The organism is Helicobacter felis ATCC 49179 (assembly GCF_000200595.1).
Taxonomy (GTDB): domain Bacteria; phylum Campylobacterota; class Campylobacteria; order Campylobacterales; family Helicobacteraceae; genus Helicobacter; species Helicobacter felis.
In genome coordinates this window covers 1143148-1162008 of the sequence record NC_014810.2, presented here as the reverse complement: position 1 = coordinate 1162008, position 18861 = coordinate 1143148, and the positions used below count along the sequence as shown (strand labels likewise).

At 43.4% G+C, this 18861-nt stretch carries 22 protein-coding genes; 8 read left to right on the top strand and 14 right to left on the bottom strand.

Annotation, left to right across the window (positions count from 1 at the left end; genetic code table 11):
• Position 1: 1 nt before the first annotated feature.
• The 7 genes from HFELIS_RS05870 to HFELIS_RS05840 are packed head-to-tail and all read right to left on the bottom strand — an operon-like array spanning position 2 to position 4960.
• Positions 2-487, bottom strand: a complete 486-nt coding sequence (locus HFELIS_RS05870; protein ID WP_013469625.1) for a glycosyltransferase family 10 domain-containing protein — start codon at positions 485-487, stop codon at positions 2-4.
• The gene (locus tag HFELIS_RS09055; protein WP_013469624.1) at positions 439-1128 is read right to left on the bottom strand and encodes a hypothetical protein; all 690 of its coding nucleotides are present in this window, start codon (positions 1126-1128) and stop codon (positions 439-441) included. Before HFELIS_RS09055 ends, HFELIS_RS05870 begins: the two co-directional genes overlap by 49 nt.
• A gap of 30 nt (positions 1129-1158) precedes the next feature.
• Positions 1159-1959, bottom strand: a complete 801-nt coding sequence (locus tag HFELIS_RS05860; protein WP_013469623.1) for a DNA-methyltransferase — start codon at positions 1957-1959, stop codon at positions 1159-1161.
• Entirely contained in the window at positions 1952-2770 is an 819-nt protein-coding gene (locus tag HFELIS_RS05855; RefSeq protein ID WP_013469622.1) for a type II restriction endonuclease, read from the bottom strand. Before HFELIS_RS05855 ends, HFELIS_RS05860 begins: the two co-directional genes overlap by 8 nt.
• 29 nt (positions 2771-2799) lie before the next feature.
• Positions 2800-3867: an LptF/LptG family permease gene (locus HFELIS_RS05850; protein WP_013469621.1), complete on the bottom strand. Its 1068-nt coding sequence runs from the start codon at positions 3865-3867 to the stop codon at positions 2800-2802.
• Positions 3846-4421, bottom strand: a complete 576-nt coding sequence (gene pth / locus HFELIS_RS05845) for an aminoacyl-tRNA hydrolase (RefSeq protein WP_013469620.1) — start codon at positions 4419-4421, stop codon at positions 3846-3848. The genes HFELIS_RS05850 and pth overlap by 22 nt, the downstream gene beginning before the upstream one ends.
• Before the next feature lie 2 nt (positions 4422-4423).
• On the bottom strand, positions 4424-4960 hold the full coding sequence (locus HFELIS_RS05840; RefSeq protein ID WP_013469619.1) for a 50S ribosomal protein L25/general stress protein Ctc: 537 nt from the start codon (positions 4958-4960) through the stop codon (positions 4424-4426).
• 58 nt (positions 4961-5018) lie between these two features.
• On the opposite strand from HFELIS_RS05840, the gene HFELIS_RS05835 reads away from it, so the two are divergent.
• A complete protein-coding gene (locus HFELIS_RS05835; protein ID WP_231844158.1) occupies positions 5019-5648 on the top strand; it encodes an outer membrane beta-barrel protein in 630 nt (209 codons plus the stop codon).
• Positions 5649-5683: 35 nt separating this feature from the next.
• Here HFELIS_RS05835 and HFELIS_RS05830 read toward each other — a convergent pair whose 3' ends face one another.
• Positions 5684-6280 (bottom strand): peroxiredoxin, encoded by a 597-nt coding sequence (locus HFELIS_RS05830; protein ID WP_013469617.1) that lies wholly within the window; start codon positions 6278-6280, stop codon positions 5684-5686.
• A gap of 122 nt (positions 6281-6402) precedes the next feature.
• Here HFELIS_RS05830 and HFELIS_RS05825 point away from each other — a divergent pair, with 122 nt between their 5' ends.
• Positions 6403-8157 carry an ABC transporter ATP-binding protein/permease gene (locus tag HFELIS_RS05825; protein WP_013469616.1) on the top strand — a complete coding sequence of 585 codons (1755 nt, stop codon included), beginning with the start codon at positions 6403-6405 and terminating at the stop codon, positions 8155-8157.
• On the opposite strand, the gene HFELIS_RS05820 is transcribed toward HFELIS_RS05825, so the two are convergent.
• Genes HFELIS_RS05820 through HFELIS_RS05810 form a run of 3 tightly spaced genes read right to left on the bottom strand, consistent with a single transcriptional unit; the run spans position 8102 to position 12270 of the window.
• Positions 8102-8770, bottom strand: a complete 669-nt coding sequence (locus HFELIS_RS05820; protein WP_013469615.1) for an HAD family hydrolase — start codon at positions 8768-8770, stop codon at positions 8102-8104. The two genes, HFELIS_RS05825 and HFELIS_RS05820, sit on opposite strands and share 56 nt — an antisense overlap.
• A gap of 9 nt (positions 8771-8779) precedes the next feature.
• On the bottom strand, positions 8780-9460 hold the full coding sequence (locus HFELIS_RS05815; protein WP_013469614.1) for a di-trans,poly-cis-decaprenylcistransferase: 681 nt from the start codon (positions 9458-9460) through the stop codon (positions 8780-8782).
• A complete protein-coding gene (locus tag HFELIS_RS05810) occupies positions 9457-12270 on the bottom strand; it encodes an FAD-binding and (Fe-S)-binding domain-containing protein (protein ID WP_013469613.1) in 2814 nt (937 codons plus the stop codon). The genes HFELIS_RS05815 and HFELIS_RS05810 overlap by 4 nt, the downstream gene beginning before the upstream one ends.
• A 55-nt stretch (positions 12271-12325) precedes the next feature.
• Between HFELIS_RS05810 and HFELIS_RS05805 the strand changes: the two genes are divergently transcribed.
• Genes HFELIS_RS05805 through crcB form a run of 3 tightly spaced genes read left to right on the top strand, consistent with a single transcriptional unit; the run spans position 12326 to position 13734 of the window.
• Entirely contained in the window at positions 12326-12646 is a 321-nt protein-coding gene (locus HFELIS_RS05805) for a rhodanese-like domain-containing protein (protein WP_013469612.1), read from the top strand.
• The gene (locus HFELIS_RS05800; protein WP_013469611.1) at positions 12646-13338 is read left to right on the top strand and encodes a uroporphyrinogen-III synthase; all 693 of its coding nucleotides are present in this window, start codon (positions 12646-12648) and stop codon (positions 13336-13338) included. Before HFELIS_RS05805 ends, HFELIS_RS05800 begins: the two co-directional genes overlap by 1 nt.
• Before the next feature lie 12 nt (positions 13339-13350).
• Positions 13351-13734: a fluoride efflux transporter CrcB gene (gene crcB / locus HFELIS_RS05795; RefSeq protein ID WP_013469610.1), complete on the top strand. Its 384-nt coding sequence runs from the start codon at positions 13351-13353 to the stop codon at positions 13732-13734.
• Here the strand turns inward: crcB and HFELIS_RS05790 are convergent.
• The gene (locus HFELIS_RS05790) at positions 13723-14451 is read right to left on the bottom strand and encodes an EI24 domain-containing protein (protein ID WP_013469609.1); all 729 of its coding nucleotides are present in this window, start codon (positions 14449-14451) and stop codon (positions 13723-13725) included. The genes crcB and HFELIS_RS05790 overlap by 12 nt on opposite strands.
• A 72-nt stretch (positions 14452-14523) precedes the next feature.
• Between HFELIS_RS05790 and HFELIS_RS05785 the strand changes: the two genes are divergently transcribed.
• The 3 genes from HFELIS_RS05785 to efp are packed head-to-tail and all read left to right on the top strand — an operon-like array spanning position 14524 to position 16907.
• Positions 14524-15399: a peptidylprolyl isomerase gene (locus tag HFELIS_RS05785; protein WP_013469608.1), complete on the top strand. Its 876-nt coding sequence runs from the start codon at positions 14524-14526 to the stop codon at positions 15397-15399.
• A gap of 8 nt (positions 15400-15407) precedes the next feature.
• Complete coding sequence (locus HFELIS_RS05780; protein WP_013469607.1) at positions 15408-16331, top strand: class II fructose-bisphosphate aldolase; 924 nt, start codon at positions 15408-15410, stop codon at positions 16329-16331.
• 9 nt (positions 16332-16340) lie between these two features.
• On the top strand, positions 16341-16907 hold the full coding sequence (efp, locus tag HFELIS_RS05775; protein WP_013469606.1) for an elongation factor P: 567 nt from the start codon (positions 16341-16343) through the stop codon (positions 16905-16907).
• A gap of 86 nt (positions 16908-16993) precedes the next feature.
• On the opposite strand, the gene HFELIS_RS05770 is transcribed toward efp, so the two are convergent.
• Both HFELIS_RS05770 and HFELIS_RS05765 read right to left on the bottom strand, forming a co-directional pair.
• A complete protein-coding gene (locus HFELIS_RS05770; protein WP_013469605.1) occupies positions 16994-17968 on the bottom strand; it encodes a 5-oxoprolinase subunit C family protein in 975 nt (324 codons plus the stop codon).
• On the bottom strand, positions 17965-18861 hold the full coding sequence (locus tag HFELIS_RS05765) for a 5-oxoprolinase subunit B family protein (RefSeq protein WP_013469604.1): 897 nt from the start codon (positions 18859-18861) through the stop codon (positions 17965-17967). Before HFELIS_RS05765 ends, HFELIS_RS05770 begins: the two co-directional genes overlap by 4 nt.

Sequence of the window (18861 nt, the reverse complement as noted above, 5' to 3'; positions counted from 1 at the left end):
ATTAGGGAATTAACTTTTTGCGTATTTTTCTAGCTAGCTTTCTGCCTAGCAATCCAAGTAGGCTCGTGATGGAATGCGCGTCATCGTTATGATAAATCTCATGGGAATGGATCGCGTTCTGTAAAAATTCTAAAATTTTAGCAAAACTGAGGTTCTGATATAAACTGGGTTTCTCCTCTATGGTGTTGAGCGGGTGGGCGTGCAACATTTCTAAATAGGCGTTGTCGTGGGTGTCTAGGTAACGGATATAATCTAGGGCTTCTTTGAAATCCTTAAAATCGTGCACATTGATAAAACTCTTAGGGTTAAAATCTAAAGCTACGGCTGGATTGCCCCAATAAATAGGGATAGTGTGGGCAAAATACGCGTCTATAATCTTCTCTGTGGTGTAGCCATGCGCTTTGGAATTTTCAAAACAAAGATTGAATTTATATTGGCTTAAAAATTCATACTTGTTTGCAACGCGTTGCCCAATCGTGTTAAACACCCCCCCCCCCCCGCAACCGGGCGGTACGCACAAAGCTCTTGATAGCAGGCATTGCGCATGGGCGCGTTAAGATTGGAGGCGACAAAACTAGCAAACCCTCTCTTGCATGGATCGCTCTGCTCTCTAGCCAACGCGTCTATATGGGGGTGCTTGTCTTTAAAGAGGGTTGTAGGGGTGGCTTTAAGAGTTTGGACGATTTGAGGGTCGATTTGGAAAGGGCTATCAAGGTGAGCGCAACTTTCATAAAAACGATCCCACAAGCTCAAATAATAAAGAGGCACGCGCAAATAGCGTTCATGAAAACTCAAGAGATCAAAACCCATCCCAAAATCGTAAATATCAAAATTGATTCGTTCGTTTTCGCCGGTGTAACCAATACGCTTTTGTAGAAAACTTAAAATAGGCTTGTCCAAGCCCTCTAGCATGAAGGATGCGCCTATCACAATATCGCAAGGCTCTTTGGGGTGGGTTGAATAGGTGATCTCATATTGGGAACTTAAAATATGGTGAAAACACCAGCTTTTAAAATTCTTAATGCTATCCCCATGCCACCAAGAAATCCCCAATCTTAGAGGCTTCTTTTCTTGAGGATGGGGCAAGCGCGCCGAATCTACAAACACATCTAAAAGGGGTTGGAACATTAAAAACCTTTAGATAAATTTATGCTCACTCTAGCACAATTTAAGTTTTTTGTAATACTCTTCAAAGCTCTCATCTAAATCTAATTTGCGCTTTGTGGCAAGCTCTATAAACTCTTGTTCTCTTTCTATCCCTACAAAGCTACGCCCTAATAAATTCGCTGCAATGCCCGTAGAACCCGACCCACTAAAGGGATCGCAAATCAAGCTCTCTTGCTGGCTTGCCATAACAATTAAACGAGTCAGCAAGCTCAAGGGCTTTTGTGTAGGGTGTTTGCCTAGTTTTTTCTCCCAAGGGGCGATGGCAGGTAAGGTCCACACATCGCGCATTTGTTTATTCTCATTTAATGCTTTCATATGTTCGTAATTAAAAATATGGGCGTGTTTGGGACTTTTACGCGCCCATAGAATTTGTTCGCTAGCATGCACCAAAGTGCGGCATGAGAAATTAGGCGGAGGGTTGCTTTTGTGCCAAGTGATGAGGTTGATTAGCTTAAAACCCAACGATTGCAAGGCCAACCCCAAAGAAAAGAGATTATGATAAGTCGCGCTAATAAATAGAGAGCCTGTAGGCTTTAGGGCATCTTTGGCTAAACCCAACCACTCCATATTAAAGGCGTGCATGTGCTCTAACCCTTGTGATTTATCCCACGCGCCTTTATCCACACTCACAATCTGCCCGCTTTGAATGCTTAAGCCTCCGTTGGAGAGAAAATAGGGTGGATCGGCAAAGATGAGATCAACTTGTCCTTGCAAATGGGGCAACACCTCTTTGCAATCTGCATGGTAGAGTTTAAATTTTTGATCCAAACTCACAAAAACGGGTTCAAGCATGGCGCAACTCGTTTAAAAGGCTGTCTAGTTGGCTTAGGTTATAAATGCGCACGCTTTTATAGGCTTCCTGTAGTTTATTTTTAGCTTCTAACCACCCTTGCCCATCTGTGATCCAGATAAATTCTTTGTGCGGGTGCGCTTTAAAACGAGGGGCGAGTTCTTGATAAGCCCGCGCGACTTCGTTGAGTTTACTCCCCCCACTGCTGTAAAAATTACACTCCATAAAGTAAGTGGTTTGCTCTCCAAAGACCACAAAGTCGAATTTTTTAATGTCATTGCCAAAACTAGCATGCAAGTTAGCAAACTCTGTAACGCTCACCTGCACCCTAAACTTTAGATGCGCTTGTTTGAAGGCCTCTTCTAAGTGCTTTTCCATTAATGCCCCACTGCGGTTTTTACGCGCATTGCTATCTAACCCCACTTCAATCCCCAAGATCAAATCGTTCACATCTTTGATTTTATACGCGCTAAAGAGTTCTCTTAATCCGCTCTCTTGCAAAAGTGTGTAAATGCCCTTAGGACTTTGCAAATAATCTTGTAACGCCCCGTTTTTGACAAGTTCTTTAGGGTTTCTAATAGCCAGTAATAAGGGCAAGATGCTAAAGGCTTGAGGGCAGGTTTTAAAAAGTTGCTCTATTTTAACGGGCAAATCTAGCGCGCTCACGCCTAGCAAAGTGTTTAAGTAATTGGCGTAAATGCGGGTCTCTTCTTGGTTTTTAAGGCACTTTTTCCAATCCACAAAAAAATCTAAGGAGCGGTTGGTTTTTTGCAAAGTGGCTAAAAAGGTGGTGAAATCAACAATATTTGGCATGCGCTGTAAAAAATCCTTGGATTAAAGTCTTAAAGTCGAGTATCTAGTTTGCGGTAATGGTGCAAAGTGATCCCGCATAAAATGGCAAAAGGAATCACAATCCCAAATTCAGGGTAAAAAAGCCCGGCAATGCTGAATTTGCCCAAAGCAAAGAAAAGACCCCATAAGATCAAGGCAAGAATGATGAATTTTAAACTTAAGAGGGCAAGATTTTCATAGCGGGCTAAATTGGGGGTGTAACGGGCAATTAGAATCGCCGTGAGGGGCACAAAGAAAGGAGTCAAGATAGCCACATAGAGAAACCCTCGTATTTTCTTGGTGTCTCCATGTTGGCGATAAAGCACATGCAAGGATCGAAAAGCGTCCGTGATAGAAACCGCCGGCTTGTTTTGATAGATGGTGTCTAGCACTTTGGGGTGAAACCCTTTAAGAGTCTTGAGTAAGGGCGCATTTTCTACAAGCAAACCTTGATCTCCTAAGCCTAGCGGTGTGGGCAAAGTCGCGATAGTGGCTTGATGGAGCGTCCAATACTTATCTTTAAATGCGGCATGATCTGCTTGAGCAACAGCGCTCAATTCGTCATTTTTGAGCGTGAAGATTTTGATATTTTGCGCATTCTGCAAAAGAGGATTGATTTTGCCAAAATACACATAGTCATTATTGTATTTGACGAGCAGATTCTCAGAAACATTGCCCGCATTGTCCTTGTAAATAATAGCCATCGCCTTATCTTGCATGTAGACAAAAGGGGTAGCGTTCAGACCCACAAAGATGATAATAAAAAAGAGATTGATGGTGAGCATGGGATTTAAAATTTGCCGTATAGAGTAACCAATAGCAAGTAAGGCGCTGTATTGGTTGGAACGGATAAAGGTGATGTAAAAGAGGACAAGACCTAGCAGTAAGGAGATGGGCAAAGTGTAATTGAGGGCATACAAACCATCATAGACAAAGAAAAGAAGTAATAAATTCGCCGCATCGGGAAATTTATCGGCATATTGCAAGCTGTCTATGCCGATAAAAAACAGCTCTAAAGCCATCAAAATGACAAAGCAGTATTTGAGGTAATAAGAACCTACAAAGAACCAGAGACGCATGCGTTTTTATGAGGATTGAGAGTAAAGCGAGATTGCATGCGCGCAAAGTCATCATGCTCAAGATAAAAACTCAAGGCTTCTAGGGCTTGCTTAAACACTTCGTTTTTATGCGTCTCTTCTGTAGCCTCAAAGCATTGTAAAACATGACTGCGCGCGTCTGCACCCCGCCCGATACCAATTTTGAGTTTAAAAAATGTTTTTTGGTAGTGCTCTTCAATGGACTTCAATCCATTATGCCCTCCATTACCCCCTCCTTGCTTAAAGCGCAAGGCCCCTAAGGGCAGATCAAGGTCATCATGCACTACCAATAAGGTATCTATGTTTTCATGGTGGCGTAAAAACATGCTCAAGGCCTGCCCGCTAAGGTTCATATAAGTCATTGGCTTGAGCAAATAACAAGCATGTTGGGGGAGAGTAGCATAAAGATAGTGAGCATTGCCCTTGAACGCCACCCCGAAGCGATGCGCCAACAAGTCTAGCACATCAAAACCCACATTGTGGCGAGTGTGGGCGTATGTGGGCGTTGGATTGCCTAAACCTACGACCAGCCTCAAGGCTACTTTGCCTTAATCACTCCTACAACCGCATTGTTAGGATTTTCTAAAATTTTGACAGAAGCGGGCACTTTGAGATCACGCACCAAAATCACATCGCCCACATCTAAGGAAGACACATCTAATTCAAAACTAGAAATTAAATCTTCAGGTTTGCAAGCCACTTGTACACGGCTTTTAGAGATCATTAAAATCCCTTTATTTTTAAGCCCTACGGGTGTGCCATGCACTTTCACAGGCACATGAAACTTAGAAACAGCCCCTGTATTCAACACAAGCAAATCTACATGCATCAATGCGTTGCTTACGGGATCTTTTTGGTAGTTTTGCACCACGACTTGGTAAGCTTTTTCGCCCACTTTCACCTGAAAATCTAAAGTGGGTTTGTGTTTGAGAAAGCGAATAAAATCATTGGTGTGAAAAGTCGCATACACATTAGGCACATTGTGGCCATAAAGATTGGCGAGCAAATACCCCTCTTTGCGCAAAGTTTTTCTCTCAGATTTGGATAATTTGGCTCTGACTTGACCCTCTAACATGGATTTCCTTGTACAAAAAATAAGCGAGGATTCTAGCAAACTCTAGCTTAAGTTTGAGTTGTGCTACCCTTTTAACATGGTAGCGGTGTGGCGGTGTTTGGTGTGGGTTTTATTGGGTGGGGGTTTGCAAGCAAAAAATCTAAGCTATATGTCCTCATCTTATCAGATAAATCATGTCTTTCTTAATACAAAAAACACCTATGGTTTTATGCAAGGAGCTGCGCTCGCTTGGGGATATGAAATCAATCCAAACCATACAAAGGCTTATGCGCGCTATTATATTTTCATCGACTATGGCAATATTCTCCTAAAACCGCACAACACAGCCCAAATTAATTTTTTTACCTATGGTGTGGGGGGAGACTTATTGCTCGCCTACAATAAAAACCCCATCAATTCATGGGCATTATTTATGGGATTGCAAATGGGGGCTAGCACTTGGTTTTATAACCATAAAGTTAAAGACATTGTTATCAATACTTGGAATGCTTTTAGTGATTTGGTGTTCAAGCCCCAAAGGGCTTATTTCAGAGTTGCCATCAGGGCGGGGGTTCAGTTCCGTACCATTGTTACATGGCACATTGTAGATGTAGAAGCGGGGATAAAAGTATTTTTAAATCCTCCTGAGTCTAACAGCGTGGCTGAACGCAACTTTGTATTCTTTATCTCCCACGCTTGGCATTTTTAGAGTTGGATTTTCCAACTCTTCTGCAGACAGAAAAACTAGAGACGGCTAGCGTGATCTCTAAGATATTCTTTGACACCCTCATGAGTGGGTTTCATGCCCGCATCGCCCTTTCTCCAACCAGCAGGACAAACTTCCCCATGTTCTTCAAAGAAAATAAGCGCGTCTACCATGCGCAACATTTCATCCACATTGCGCCCTAAAGGGAAATCATTAATCACGGCATGGCGGACTTTTTGGTGTTTATCAATCAAAAAAGACCCACGCAAAGCGATCGCATCGTCAAAGAGCACATCGTAGGCCCTAGAAATTTCTTTTTTGACATCTGCCACCATAGGGAAGCTCACTTGGCCAATCCCGCCTTTATCCACCGGAGTGTTTTTCCATGCATAGTGCACAACCTCAGTATCAATAGACACCCCAATCACGCTAAAGCCTTTTTCTTCAAAATCTTTCACGCGGTGATCGAAAGCGATAATTTCAGAAGGGCAAACAAAAGTAAAATCTTTAGGCCAAAAAAACAGCACCGCACCGTTTTTGCCCAAATTTTTAGAAAGTTCAAAATCCTCAACCACTTGGTTATTACCTAAAACAGCGGTTGCTTTAAAATTAGGGGCCAACTTAGTTACCAGCATAAAAACTCCTTAAAAATTGATTCTGTGTCCAAAGACACGCAAATATAGTCAAAACAGCCTGAATAATCAAGGGGTGTTTTTGGATATAATCCACGCAAATCACTTCAAGGATTAAAGCCCCCATGCGCCCTAGAAAAAAAAGACGCGTCACTCCTCTTAAAATCTTTTTGCGCTCTCTCTCTCAAATGTTTTTCTTAATCACTAAGAGGGATAAAAAAATTTTAGTTGTGCTCACTTTTATGTCTATTTTGATGTCTTTTATTGAAGTTTTTTCCATTAGCATGATCATGCCCTTTATCACTCTAGCAAGCTCACCCGATCTCATCTTATCACACCGATACGCGCGCATGGTTTATGAATTCCTGCATTTCTCTACACCTCTAAACTTTGCCTTCTTTTTCAGTTTTTTTTTGGTAGGAATGTATCTGTTGAGGATGGGTTATAGCGTGCTCTTTGCCTATGTTAATAGCCGTTTTGCCTGCAAGAAAGCCCACACTTTAGCCCAAAGACTTTTTATGCGCCATCTTAGAATTTCTTATTTGGAACATATTAAAGTGAGTGTAGATAAAATCCGCGACATTGTTATGTCCAAGAGCGGGAGTGTGATGAATAGTTTCAACGCCCTCTTGAACATGTTAGCAGAATTGAGCATAATACTTTTTTTGTATTCTTTACTTTTGATCACTAATTGGAAAATGACTCTAGTTCTGACCGCTATTTTGGGCTTACAAATTTTCTTTGTTACCAAATATATGTCCAAATTCATTCGGAATAGGGGGAAGGTTTCTAGCAATTCGGCTGCTAAATCTTTTAAAGTGTTTTCCAAATTCTTTGGTAATTTTAAAATCACTAAACTCAAAGATAATTATGTTGAAGCGCACACTCTCTTTGCAGAGAACAGTCTCAAAGCTGCCCATGCCAATATTGCCTACCAGACAATACAAGTTATCCCCAATAAACTTTTAGAAACCACAGGTTTTAGTTTGCTTATTTTGGCAGTAGCCTATGTGCTCTACAAATATGGCGAAGCTAAAATGGTATTGCCTATCGTCTCTATGTACGCGCTCTCTCTCTATCGCATGCTCCCCTCAGTCAATAAAATTTTAGATCAATACAACATTATTTTTTATAACCAATATGCGGTGAATAGCGTGTTTAAAGACCTTCATAAGCCCATCCTAGAAGAAGGCAACCTCCCTCTCAAATTTGAACACTCCATCACTCTTAAAAATATCAACTTTTTTTACAAAATGTCTCATCCCGTTTTTGAAGACTTTAATCTTACAATCCAAAAAGGGCAAAGTGTGGCTTTTATCGGCCCTAGCGGGTGTGGTAAATCTACTTTAGTGGACATCATTATGGGCGTTCTCTATCCTAACAAAGGTGAAATTTGGATTGATAATCAACCCCTCAACCCTCAAAATATCCGCAGTTGGCGGCAAAAAATTGGTTATATTCCCCAAAATATCTATTTATTTGATGGGAATGTCGCTGAAAATATTGCCTGTGGAAGTCCCTTAAATGAGGAAAGAGTGATAGAAGTTTGTAAAATGGCGCATATTTATGACTTTTTATCCCAGCACAGAGGGATTGAGACCATCATAGGCGAGGGAGGGATCAATCTAAGTGGGGGGCAAAAGCAACGCCTAGGGATCGCGCGCGCGCTTTACGATAATCCTGAAATCTTGGTTCTGGATGAAGCCACCTCAGCTTTAGACACCCCTACAGAAAGCAAGATTATGGATGAAATCTATGCGATCGCAAAAGATAAAACTTTGCTTGTGATCGCACACCGCTTGAGCACAATCGAGAGATGTGATGTCAGAGTTGACTTAGGCGAGCTTCTTGCACAAAAGCCTGCAAATCCAGCTTCTTAAAATCTGTAATGTAGGCTTTAGGGAGTAGTTTTTGTAAATCTAGGTTATTATAGCCCAAAAAGGGAATTTGATTGGCCCTAGCGCTCTGGTAGTCATTTTTGCTATCCCCGATTAAAACCATTTCTGTGCTAGCGTAGCCATAATTTGCTTTGAGGTTGGCTAAAATTTTTGCCTTAGCGGGGGGGCTACCTTCAATGCTCTTAAAATAGGGCAACAAACCCAAAAACTCGCATAAAATCTGCAATTCATGGTGTAGGGCTGCTGAAGCGATATGAAAAATATATTTCGTGTGGTGCGCCTTGATAAAATCAAGGACTTCAGAGTTTAAATGACTTCTAGAAAAGAGATCTTTGGCAATGATTTGTCCAAATTCAGCAACTAAAGCCTCAACTTTAGCTTCCTCTATGGGTTGTTTTAAGATCTCTGCATAAAAATAAGCAATCTTTTCAAACCGACTGACTCCACCATTTAAGGCGTGGTAGGTATCAAAAGTCTTGAGGGCGTTGTCATCTGCGCTTGTGTGCCGTCTAAAGAGGGTTTTAAACCCCTCTGCTTTCAAATGCATGCTATCAAAGATCACCCCATCAAAATCCCAAACCACTACTTTTAACATGCGCTCTCCTCAAATCTTCCCAAATTTGCGTTGCCGCTGTTTGAAAATTTTAATGATCTCTTGTAAATGTTGAGGTGTAAAATCTGGCCAAAGCACGGGGCTAAAAAACAACTCCGCATAATTAGACTGCCATAACAAAAAGTTAGACAGGCGCATTTCTCCACCCGTGCGCACCAATAAATCCACATCGGGCAAACCAGCGGTGTCCAAATGCCTGCCAATGAGCTCTTGTAAATCCCCTTTAAGTCCTAATTCAAGCACGCGTCCACAAGCGCGCGCAATCTCATCTCTACCTCCATAATTGAGAGCTAAGATTTGTGTTAAGGCGGTGTGTTTAGCAGTTTCTTGCTCTAAATTTAATATGGTCTTTTGCAAGGCGGAGCTGAATTTTTTTAAATTGCCAATGGCTTTAAAGCGGATTTTATGTTCTAAGTAAGTCGGTCTCTCTTGGAGAAGATATTTTTTGAGCATGCGCATCAAAAAGTCAACCTCTGTTTTGGGGCGACTCCAATTTTCCGTTGAAAAAGCATAGAGAGTCAAATAGGCGATGTGGTTTTGGGCGCACCAAATAGTGATCTTGCGCAACGCATTGATACCTTGTTGGTGGCCATGCGTGCGCGGTTTGCCTTGTTGCTTGGCCCATCGGCCATTACCATCCATGATAATTGCTAGGTGTGTTAGAGCATTCATTGCGCGCAGGCATCTACCAAGTAGGCGATGTGTTGGAAAGGAATTTTAGAATGCTGGCTTAAGCCCACTTCGCAAGTGCTAGAGCTACAAAATCCCCGCTTTAACCCCTTATCCTTGTAAAATCTGCTGAAATCTAGCAAGGCATGTTGGTTGAGCTCAGGGGTCAAAAAGCCCTTATTGCCTGCAAAGCCACAACAACCCGTATCAACATGTTCAAACACTTGCGCGTCTACACATGCCCGTGCCAAGGCTAGCATTTTGTCCTGATAACCTAAGCGTTTTGAAGCGCACATCGTATACAAAGCTATATTTTCCTTTAGTGGCTTGAGATGCAAATATTCTAGCAGGATTTTATAGATGAAAATAGGCATGTCATAGATTTGCAGTCCCTCATTTTCTAATTTCTCCATTAAATACGCGCTGCACGCGCTGTGATCAAGCACAATGGGAATGGCACCATTTTGCGACAAGTTTTTTAAGAGTTGGGCGTTTTTTTGCGTATTCTGCTCGCTTAAGTCCTTGTAATTAATAAACGCCTTACCACAGCAAAACTTAGGTAATTCATGCGGATAGAGCACCCCAAAACCCGCCTTTTTACACAGAGATTCAAAGACTTCTTGCAAACTGCGCGGATCGGGCATGCGTTTTGAGGGAGAAAAAGCGCGATTCATGCAAGTGGAGAGATACAGCACATTTTTAATATTTGGTCGACTCATAAGCTTGTAGCTATTTTTTCTGGGCATGTAATTTAAGATGGTGGGCGTGCCTAATTTAGCGTGGAGTTTTTGGCTACATTTGTGGATAACATCCGCTCCCAAAGCCACCTGTCCCACTTGCACTATCCCAAGACCCACCTTAAGCCCCCCAACCATGGTGTCCATGTGCTTTAAAATCTCTTTAGCAAGCAGTGGGGCTTTTTCTTGCGCACGGCTTTTTAGCGCAATGGTCGCACTATCAATGCCTAGTGGACAGAGAGTAGAGCACATATGGCATGCCGCACAAGTTTCATCGCTCAGATATGCATAACCTTCTAGCAATTCCTCCAATAAAATCCGATCGTCTGTATGCCCTTCTTGAACGCGTTTTGTTAAATATGCGATTTCTCTTTGCAAGACAATGCGTTGGCGTGGTGTCAAAGAGAGGTAGCGACTCGGACAAATGCGCTCGCAAAACCCACATTCCATGCAAGGTTCTAACTCAGAGGCGATAGGCGCGCTCTCTTTTAAGTTCTTAGTGTGAATTTGTGAGTCGTCTGAAAGAATCACATCTGGATTTAAAAGCCCCTGTGGATCAAATAAAGCCTTGATGCGCTGGCAAATACTATACGCCTTAGTTCCCCATTCTAACTCAACAAAAGGGGCGACCATACGCCCTGTGCCATGTTCAGCCTTGATCGATCCTTGCAAAGAGACGACCATGTGGGCTAAATCTTCCATCAATGCGCTAAATTGCGCTCTCTCTTTGGGGTTCTCTAGTAGTGGGGTGATGACAAAATGCAAATTCCCACTCAAGGCATGCCCAAAAATCACGCTATGTTCTTTAAAGCCGTGTTTTTCTAATAAATCCTGCAAATGGGCGATCCCCTCTTGCAAATGTTCCATGTCAAAGCATAAATCCTCTGTGATCACGCTCGCCCCCGCACGCCTGCGCCCCGCTACAATGGGAAAAAGTCCTTTGCGGATTTTCCACCATGTGTTGTATTCTTGAGGCTTAGAACTTTGAGCAAGAGGTAAGATTGTGGACACAATCTGTAGTTTTTCTAGCACAAAGGCACTATTTTTCTCTAAGGTAGTTAAATCCGCGCTCTCTAGTTGAACTAAAATGCACGCATACCCGGGCTTCACCTCATTAAGCACGCTGGGCATCCCCTCCACGCCCTGCACGCTGGCCAAACATGCATAGTCCATGAGTTCGGCCGCACTGATTTTATTGGCATGTTGGGCTAAAATCCGCACCGCCTCTAAAGCGTTACTGAGGGTTTCATAAAAGAGCAAAAAGCAAGTTTTAAAGGGCAGGTCAGGGACACAATTTAACTCACAGCTGGCGATAAAGCCTAGCGTGCCCTCTGAGCCAATGAAAAGATGGCTTAAAATCTCCACAGGGTCGTCAAAATCGATGAGAGCGTTTAGACTATAACCTGTGGTGTTTTTGATTTTATATTTCTTGGTAATGAGAGCGTGTAACTCTGTGTCCTCTAAAATTTCTTGGCGCAGAGCTAAAAGTTCCTCCAAAAGGCTGGCATGACTGCCTCTAAAAGCCTGCACGCTCTGAGAGTCTGAAGTGTCTAAAAGCGTACCATCTACTAAAATCACACGGATAGATTTGAGGGTTTTGTAGCTATTTTGCGACACGCCACAACACATGCCACTAGCATTATTGGCTAAAATTCCCCCCACCATCGCTGTAGCAATAGTTGCCGGATCAGGCCCTATTTTTTGTTGGTAGGGTTTTAAAGCATTGTTAGCCTGCACCCCAATCACACCACAGCCCAAGCGCACGCTTTGCCCCTCATTTTGTGGGCAAATTTCTTGCCACCCCAAACTAGCCATCACAAGCACCCCGCTCCCGCATGCCTGCCCTGATAAGGAGCTACCCGCTGCCCTAAAGGTTAGGGGGGTGTTGTGCTTTTTGGCCAGAGAGCAAAGGCGCGTAACTTCGCTCTCACAACAAACTTTGACAACTAGCTTTGGGATGTAACGATAACATGAAGCATCGATGCCATAGACTACACGGCGCAAATAGTCCTTATAGATCCGATCCCCTAGAAATTGCTGGGCTTCTTGGTAAAAACTGGTATAATCGGGCACCATCACAAGCCTTTTTGATAGGATGGAATATTTTAGCACTTTTCATCAAAGGATAAATATGTTTAAAAGCGATTACACCCATCATCTTGTGGATGTAAAGGATGTTAACCTCAAAGATTACTGCATTATCGACATTAGAGATGCCAACGCCTATCGGCAATCGCATTTAAAAGAGGCCCGCCACATGGAAGACATAGAGGCGATCAAGGATTTCGCCCTAGCCCACCCAAAAGAAAAAATTTTATTGCAGTGTCGGCATGGCAATATGGCATCACACTATGCTAGCGCATTGCACAGCGCGGGGGCAGATAATGTCTATTTTCTTAAGGGTAATTTTGAAGAATTTAAAGATTTAGGCTTAGAGTTAGTGGAAAATTAGTGTCTTCCATTGTGGTGGTCAGTCCTACCCCCTATAAGGGGGATTTGGCCACCTCTTTGGTGTGCAATGAGATTGTCTATTTACCTTTGCAATGTGTAGATTTTACCCTTAGTTCCTCTCTGAGCGCGCCCATAGACCTAAAAACTCTCCAAGCCCTTGTTTTCACTTCTAAGCACGCCCCTCTAGCCTTAGAACATTCTCTAGGCAGTAGTTCTGCCTTAGCCTTTTTAAAAACCCTACCCGTCTTTGCATTAGCGATCAAAAGCGCGCAAGTGGCGCAATCCTTAGGTTTTCATGTGATTTTTACAGGGCAGAGTGCTCATGCCTTCAGTTTTGCTAAGGAAATCCAGCCCTATTTACCCTCCAACGCGCTCTTTGTGCGGGCTAAGATCACTGCCTCAAATAGCCTAGATCATTTGCCCTCTTTGATCGTCTATGAGAATCGACCTCTTGTATTGCCTCAAGAGTGTAAGCCAAAACCCTACTCTATTCTTATTTTCACCGCACCTAGTGCCTACCATGCCTTTGTGGCTAATTTTTCGTGGGAGAAGAGTTATCAGGCGATCGCCATTGGTGCGAGCACTTTTAAAGCTTTTGATTCTGCTATCTGTGCCCATCAAAGCCCTAAACCTAGCCTAGAAGCTTGTATTGCATTAGCCAAAACCCTCGCATCTTGTACTAAGATACCCTAAAAAAGGGGTCATATGCACTTTATGTTTTTGTGGGCTGCTTTGGGCGGAGCGTTGGGGGCGAGTTTGCGTTATTTTGTAGGCAAGATTGCGCCTACCAAGTTGTGGATTTGGCAAAGTTTCCCTGTGGGCACTTTTAGTGTGAATGTGATCGGGTGCTTTGTAATCGGCTTTGCGGGGCATTTGGCCCTCAAATCCGTGCTAAGTGATAAAATGAGCGTGTTTTTTATCACGGGGGTTTTAGGGGGCTTTACAACTTTTTCTTCCTTTGGGCTAGATACTCTAAAACTCCTGCAAAAGCAGGCTTTTAGTGAAGCAATCGCCTATGTGCTAGGCACCAATATTCTAGGACTCGTGTGCGTAGCGTTGGGTTGGAGACTGGCTAAGTTAGTGGGCTGATTTTTCCTGCGCCTTGACTTCTAAAAAGTAGCGCGTAAGCACAATGGTTTGCAATAAAGTGGCAAAAAAATTAAACACGGGGATTAGGGAAAAAAGATAGGCTGCAATGGAAATTTTATGGTGGCTGATCTTATGAGTTCTGAGCACTTGGGTGTAGTGGTCTTGATTAAAGATCGAAGTGGCAATGTCAAAAGAGAGTGTGTTCTTAAAAAAGAAGTAATGTGGGATCAAGGAAACAAAAACCCCGATAAAGGGAATGAAATAAAGCGGCGAACACACCAGTAAAAACATACAAAAATAAGCCAGTTGTTTGAGGAAGTGTTGCAAACAAAGTCCCATATCGCCAAAACCCTCTAGGGAGAGATTAGGATAATCTTTCTTGCGCACATATGCGACCACAATCGGGGTGTAGAAAATAGCCATCAAGACATTGCCAATGAGACTTAAAATTAATACAAACAAGCCCAGCAATGCATAGACAAAAAACTTAAAAACCAGTAAAAATAAAGTAGGTGTAAATCCTCCGCTATGGGCGTAACGGTACCAACTTGTAGGCAGGAAGCCCTCTAAGATACGCACAAAGTTATCTCCAAAATGGAGCAACAAAACCCCCCAAAATGCAAATCCAATGAGGAGGGGGCCTAAATTGACAAGTAGCATTTTCCAACTCAAAAAATCTTTCCAACTCTCTTGGATGGTGCGCCATGAACCTTTCATCTGTCCTCTTTGCTTTAAGTTTTGCATGATAGAATTAGAAAATGCTCATTTTACAATACTTTGGAGAAATTAATGGTTAAAAAAAGCGTGATTTTAGCGGGTTTGTTGGGTTTTGGCGTGTTGGGCGCGACAACTTTAGCCACCGTAACCTTTACAGGCAAAAAGGGGGGGAAATCAGAAGTCGTGAATATTACAGAGAGCGATTTTGATGTGCTTAAACAGAGAAATCCAAACTTCAATTTTAATAATTTGCAAGACAAACAAAAAATGGTGCTTTTAGACCAAGCCATTAGCAATCTTTTGATTGAGCGCGAAGCCAAAAAGGAGAATTTAGAAGATAGCCCAGAGTTTAAAAGCAACTTAGCGAGCTATAAAAAACAGCTTTTAGTCGAGGTTTGGGTAAAACATCGCGCTGAGATTATTGGTAAAGAACAAATCCCCGAGGATCAGCTAAAACAGTACTATGACACCAATAAAGATAGGTTTGTGCAACAAGAAGCGCAAGCGCGCCATATTCTTGTAAAAACAGAGGCCGATGCGCGCCGAATTATTTCTGAACTCAACAAAGTGCCTAAAACTAAGGTAGAACATGAGTTTATCAAAATTGCTAATCGCGACTCTATCGATCCCAACACTAAAAACACCAAAAACGGCGGGGATTTGGGCAAATTCCAAAAAAGTCAAATGACTCCTGAGTTTTCAAAAGCTGTTTTTGAACTCCGACCGGGCACCTATACAAAGACCCCTGTTAAAACCGAGTTTGGTTACCATGTGGTTTATCTTATGCACAAAAGCCAACCCGTTACTCCTACCTTTGCACAGGCCAAGCAAAGCATTATTGGCATTCTTAAAGAACAGCAATTTCAAGAATATGTCAAGGGGGAGCTAGAAAAATTGCGCAAGCAAGTTGTAGTAGACATCAAGCCTTTCCCCACATCTAAACATTAAGGATCGTCATGTTAGTCAAAGGAAGTGAAATCCTCAACAAAGCCCACAAGGAAAACTATGGCGTGGGCGCGTTTAATTTTGTGAATGTAGAGATGTTGCGCGCCATTTTCGAGGCAGCTGATAGCGCAAAATCCCCCTTAATTGTGCAAGCTAGTGAAGGGGCGATTAAGTATTTGGGTATTGACATGGTTTTAAGCCTAGTGCACACCATGTCTAAGCGTTACCCTCACATCCCCGTAGCCTTACACCTAGATCACGGAACGACTTTTGAGAGCTGTAAAAAAGCCGTAGATGCGGGCTTTACCTCTGTAATGATTGATGCCTCTCACCACCCCTACAAAGAAAATTTAGAACTCACTAAGCAAGTAGTCGATTACGCCCACTCTAAAGATGTGAGCGTAGAAGCCGAACTAGGCCGTCTGATGGGCATTGAGGATAATATCTCTGTAGATGAAAAAGACGCAGTTTTGGTCAACCCTGATGAAGCCGAAGAATTTGTCGAAGTGAGCAAGGTAGATTATTTGGCCCCTGCTATTGGAACAAGCCACGGGGCGTTTAAATTTAAAGGCGAGCCTAAGCTTGATTTTGAGCGTTTAGTGGAAGTGAAAAAACGCACAAACATCCCCTTAGTTTTGCACGGAGCTAGCTCCATCCCTGAAAATGTCCGCGAAGCCTTTTTATCCACAGGCGGGGATTTAAAAGGGGGCAAGGGCGTGCCCTTTAGCTTTATTGAGGAATCCATCAAGGGTGGGATCAACAAAATCAATATCGATACGGATTTGCGCCTAGCTTTCATCGCACAAGTGCGCAAAATGGCACAAGAAAACCCTGCTGAATTTGACCTGCGCAAGTATTTCAATCCGGGCATTGAAGCGGTAAAAGCGGTGATTATTGAGCGCATGCAGGTTTTAGGCAGCGCGGGTAAAATTTAAGGGGTACATATGGCTATTGGAATGAGTGAACTTAAAAAGAATCTCAAGATTGAAATTCAGGGCGTGCCTTACCGCATTGTCGAATACCAACATGTTAAGCCGGGCAAGGGTGCGGCCTTTGTGCGGGCTAAAATTAAATCTTTCCTAGATGGTAAAGTGATTGAAAAGACTTTCCATGCAGGGGATAAGTGCGAAGAGCCTAATTTAATGCAAAAACCCATGCAGTTTCTCTATCACGATGGCGCGTCTTATCAATTCATGGATGTAGAAAATTATGACCAAGTCGCCTTGAATGAGGATCAAGTGGGAGAAGCATCCAAATGGATGTTAGAGGGCTCACAGGTACAAGTTCTCTTTCACAACGACAAGGCAATTTCTGTGGAAGTTGCCCAAGTTGTGGCGCTAAAAATCACAGAAACACCCCCCAACTTCAAAGGCGACACCTCTAGTGGTAGCAAAAAACCCGCCACTTTAGAAACTGGCGCGGTGGTGCAAGTGCCCTTCCATGTGCTCGAAGGCGAGGTGATCAAGGTTAATACCCAAACCGGAGAGTATTTAGAAAAACTTAAAGCTTAAAAGTTCGCCTAGGTTCTAGGCTTTTGCTATATGGCTTGGCCCATTGTGGCAAACCTTTTTGCAGACAAGGAGCTACCAAGCGACTCCTAAGTCAAACTAGAAATCATCCTTTTGATTTTGTCTTGATACGCCTTACGGGCGCGCAAAGCCTCCTCCATATCAACCTTTTTAAACTGCACCTTTTGGTTGGGCGCAAACTGCCCTAGGCGATCTAAATCACAGCTAATCACCGTGCAATACATCGCAAACCCACCTCCACTAGGCGCGTCTCTTTGCAAGACAATGGGTTCATTCCCTCCGGGAGCTTGCATAGAGCCCACCGGGTAGCACGCATCGGCGATATTGCTAGGGTTGGAGCCCGCACCAAAGGGTTGGGGTAAATCTTTATAAGTGAATTTCTGCCCATTTTTGAAACGATAACCCAATCTATCCGCCTGCGTGGAAACCACAAAGGTATCGCTAAAAAGATTTTCTAAACTCTGTTCTGTGAGTTTATAATCTTGCAACCCCAAGATTACACGCAGGTTTTCGACTTCCTCTAAGTGTAATAAAAACTCCTCTGCCAAGCTTTTAGAACTGGGCTTGCCGGCGGGTCTGCCAATTTGCAAGACATCTCCCTCTTCTAGCTTTCTGCCTTTAAAACCCCCAATGCCTCCTAAAGGGTAGGTAGATTTAGACCCCATCACTACGGGCACATCAATCCCCCCGGCGATGGCAATATAAGCGCGCGCACCCTTTTTAAAATAACTAAAGCCCAGCTTGCCCCCAGCAGGGACTTTTAGGGCGGTGTTGCTGGGCATTTCCTGCCCATTGATTAAGGGCGTGGTGTGCGCCCCGGTAACGGCGATATAGGTTTCTGTTTCAAATTCTAGTTCGGGTGGCATCAAGGCTGCCTCTAGGGCGGCGGCGTTTTTATCATTGCCCACTAAAATATTAGCCGCGATAAAAGAAGCCTGATCGAGCGCGCCCCCGGGAGGGATACCTAAATGGTAATACCCATAACGCCCTAAATCTTCTACATAAGTCGCAATACCCGGTTTAATCACTTTAACAGAGCTCATGCAAGTGCCTTTAAGATTTGTTGGTTATAGCTTTTAGGATCGGCTTTCCATTCCTTTAAAGAAAAGGGCGTTTGGCGGATTTTAAGATCAAAAGTGCCTGCCTCCACCTCTTTAACATAAGTGTCATACTCTGCTTGCGTGCAGGGGGTGAATTTGATAATATCCCCGGGGTTTAAAAACACCATACTCTCCTTAAAATAGGGCAATTTCTGCTCTGGGTCCCACACGGGCGCGGGCGTGATCCCCATCATCTGATACCCCCCGCCTCCACGCACCGCATAGACGCACCCAAAGCACCCCCCATGCCCGATCGTAAGTTTTGGCGTGTCAATGCGCGCCACCGGATATTTGGGCACTTCGATTTGGGCTTTGCGCTCCACGAGTTGATACAACCACGGCAGTCCGGCTACAAAGCCTATCATGCTCACAAACCAAGGGCTCTCTGAATGGGCTTTGATAAAAGCCTCTACACTCTCATAGCCATTGATCTGGCGGGCGTATTCAATGTCGGTAATATTTGGGTCTAAAGTAGAACCCGGTTCGCGGCATTGGTGGTTATTGCGGAAACGCATTTGGCATTCGTGGGTATAAGGATCATTATACAAAACGGGCATTTCAATCAGGCGGGTTTGGATTTCTGTCTGCGCACCCACGACTTCTTTTTCTAAGGATTTTAAGATTTCTAAAGCCTTTTGATAGGGCAACACATCCGGATCAAAGGCGATCATATAAGAGGCGTTAGCCGGGCAAATCTCAGTAATGCCCTCAATCTGCATAACTCTTAGCTTGTTGCAAATTGCCATGGCTAAAAAGAACGCCTCTAAAGACATGCCATCTTCGCTCACCTCTACATATAAAAAGGTATCGCCTCCAAAGCTATATCTAAATGCCAT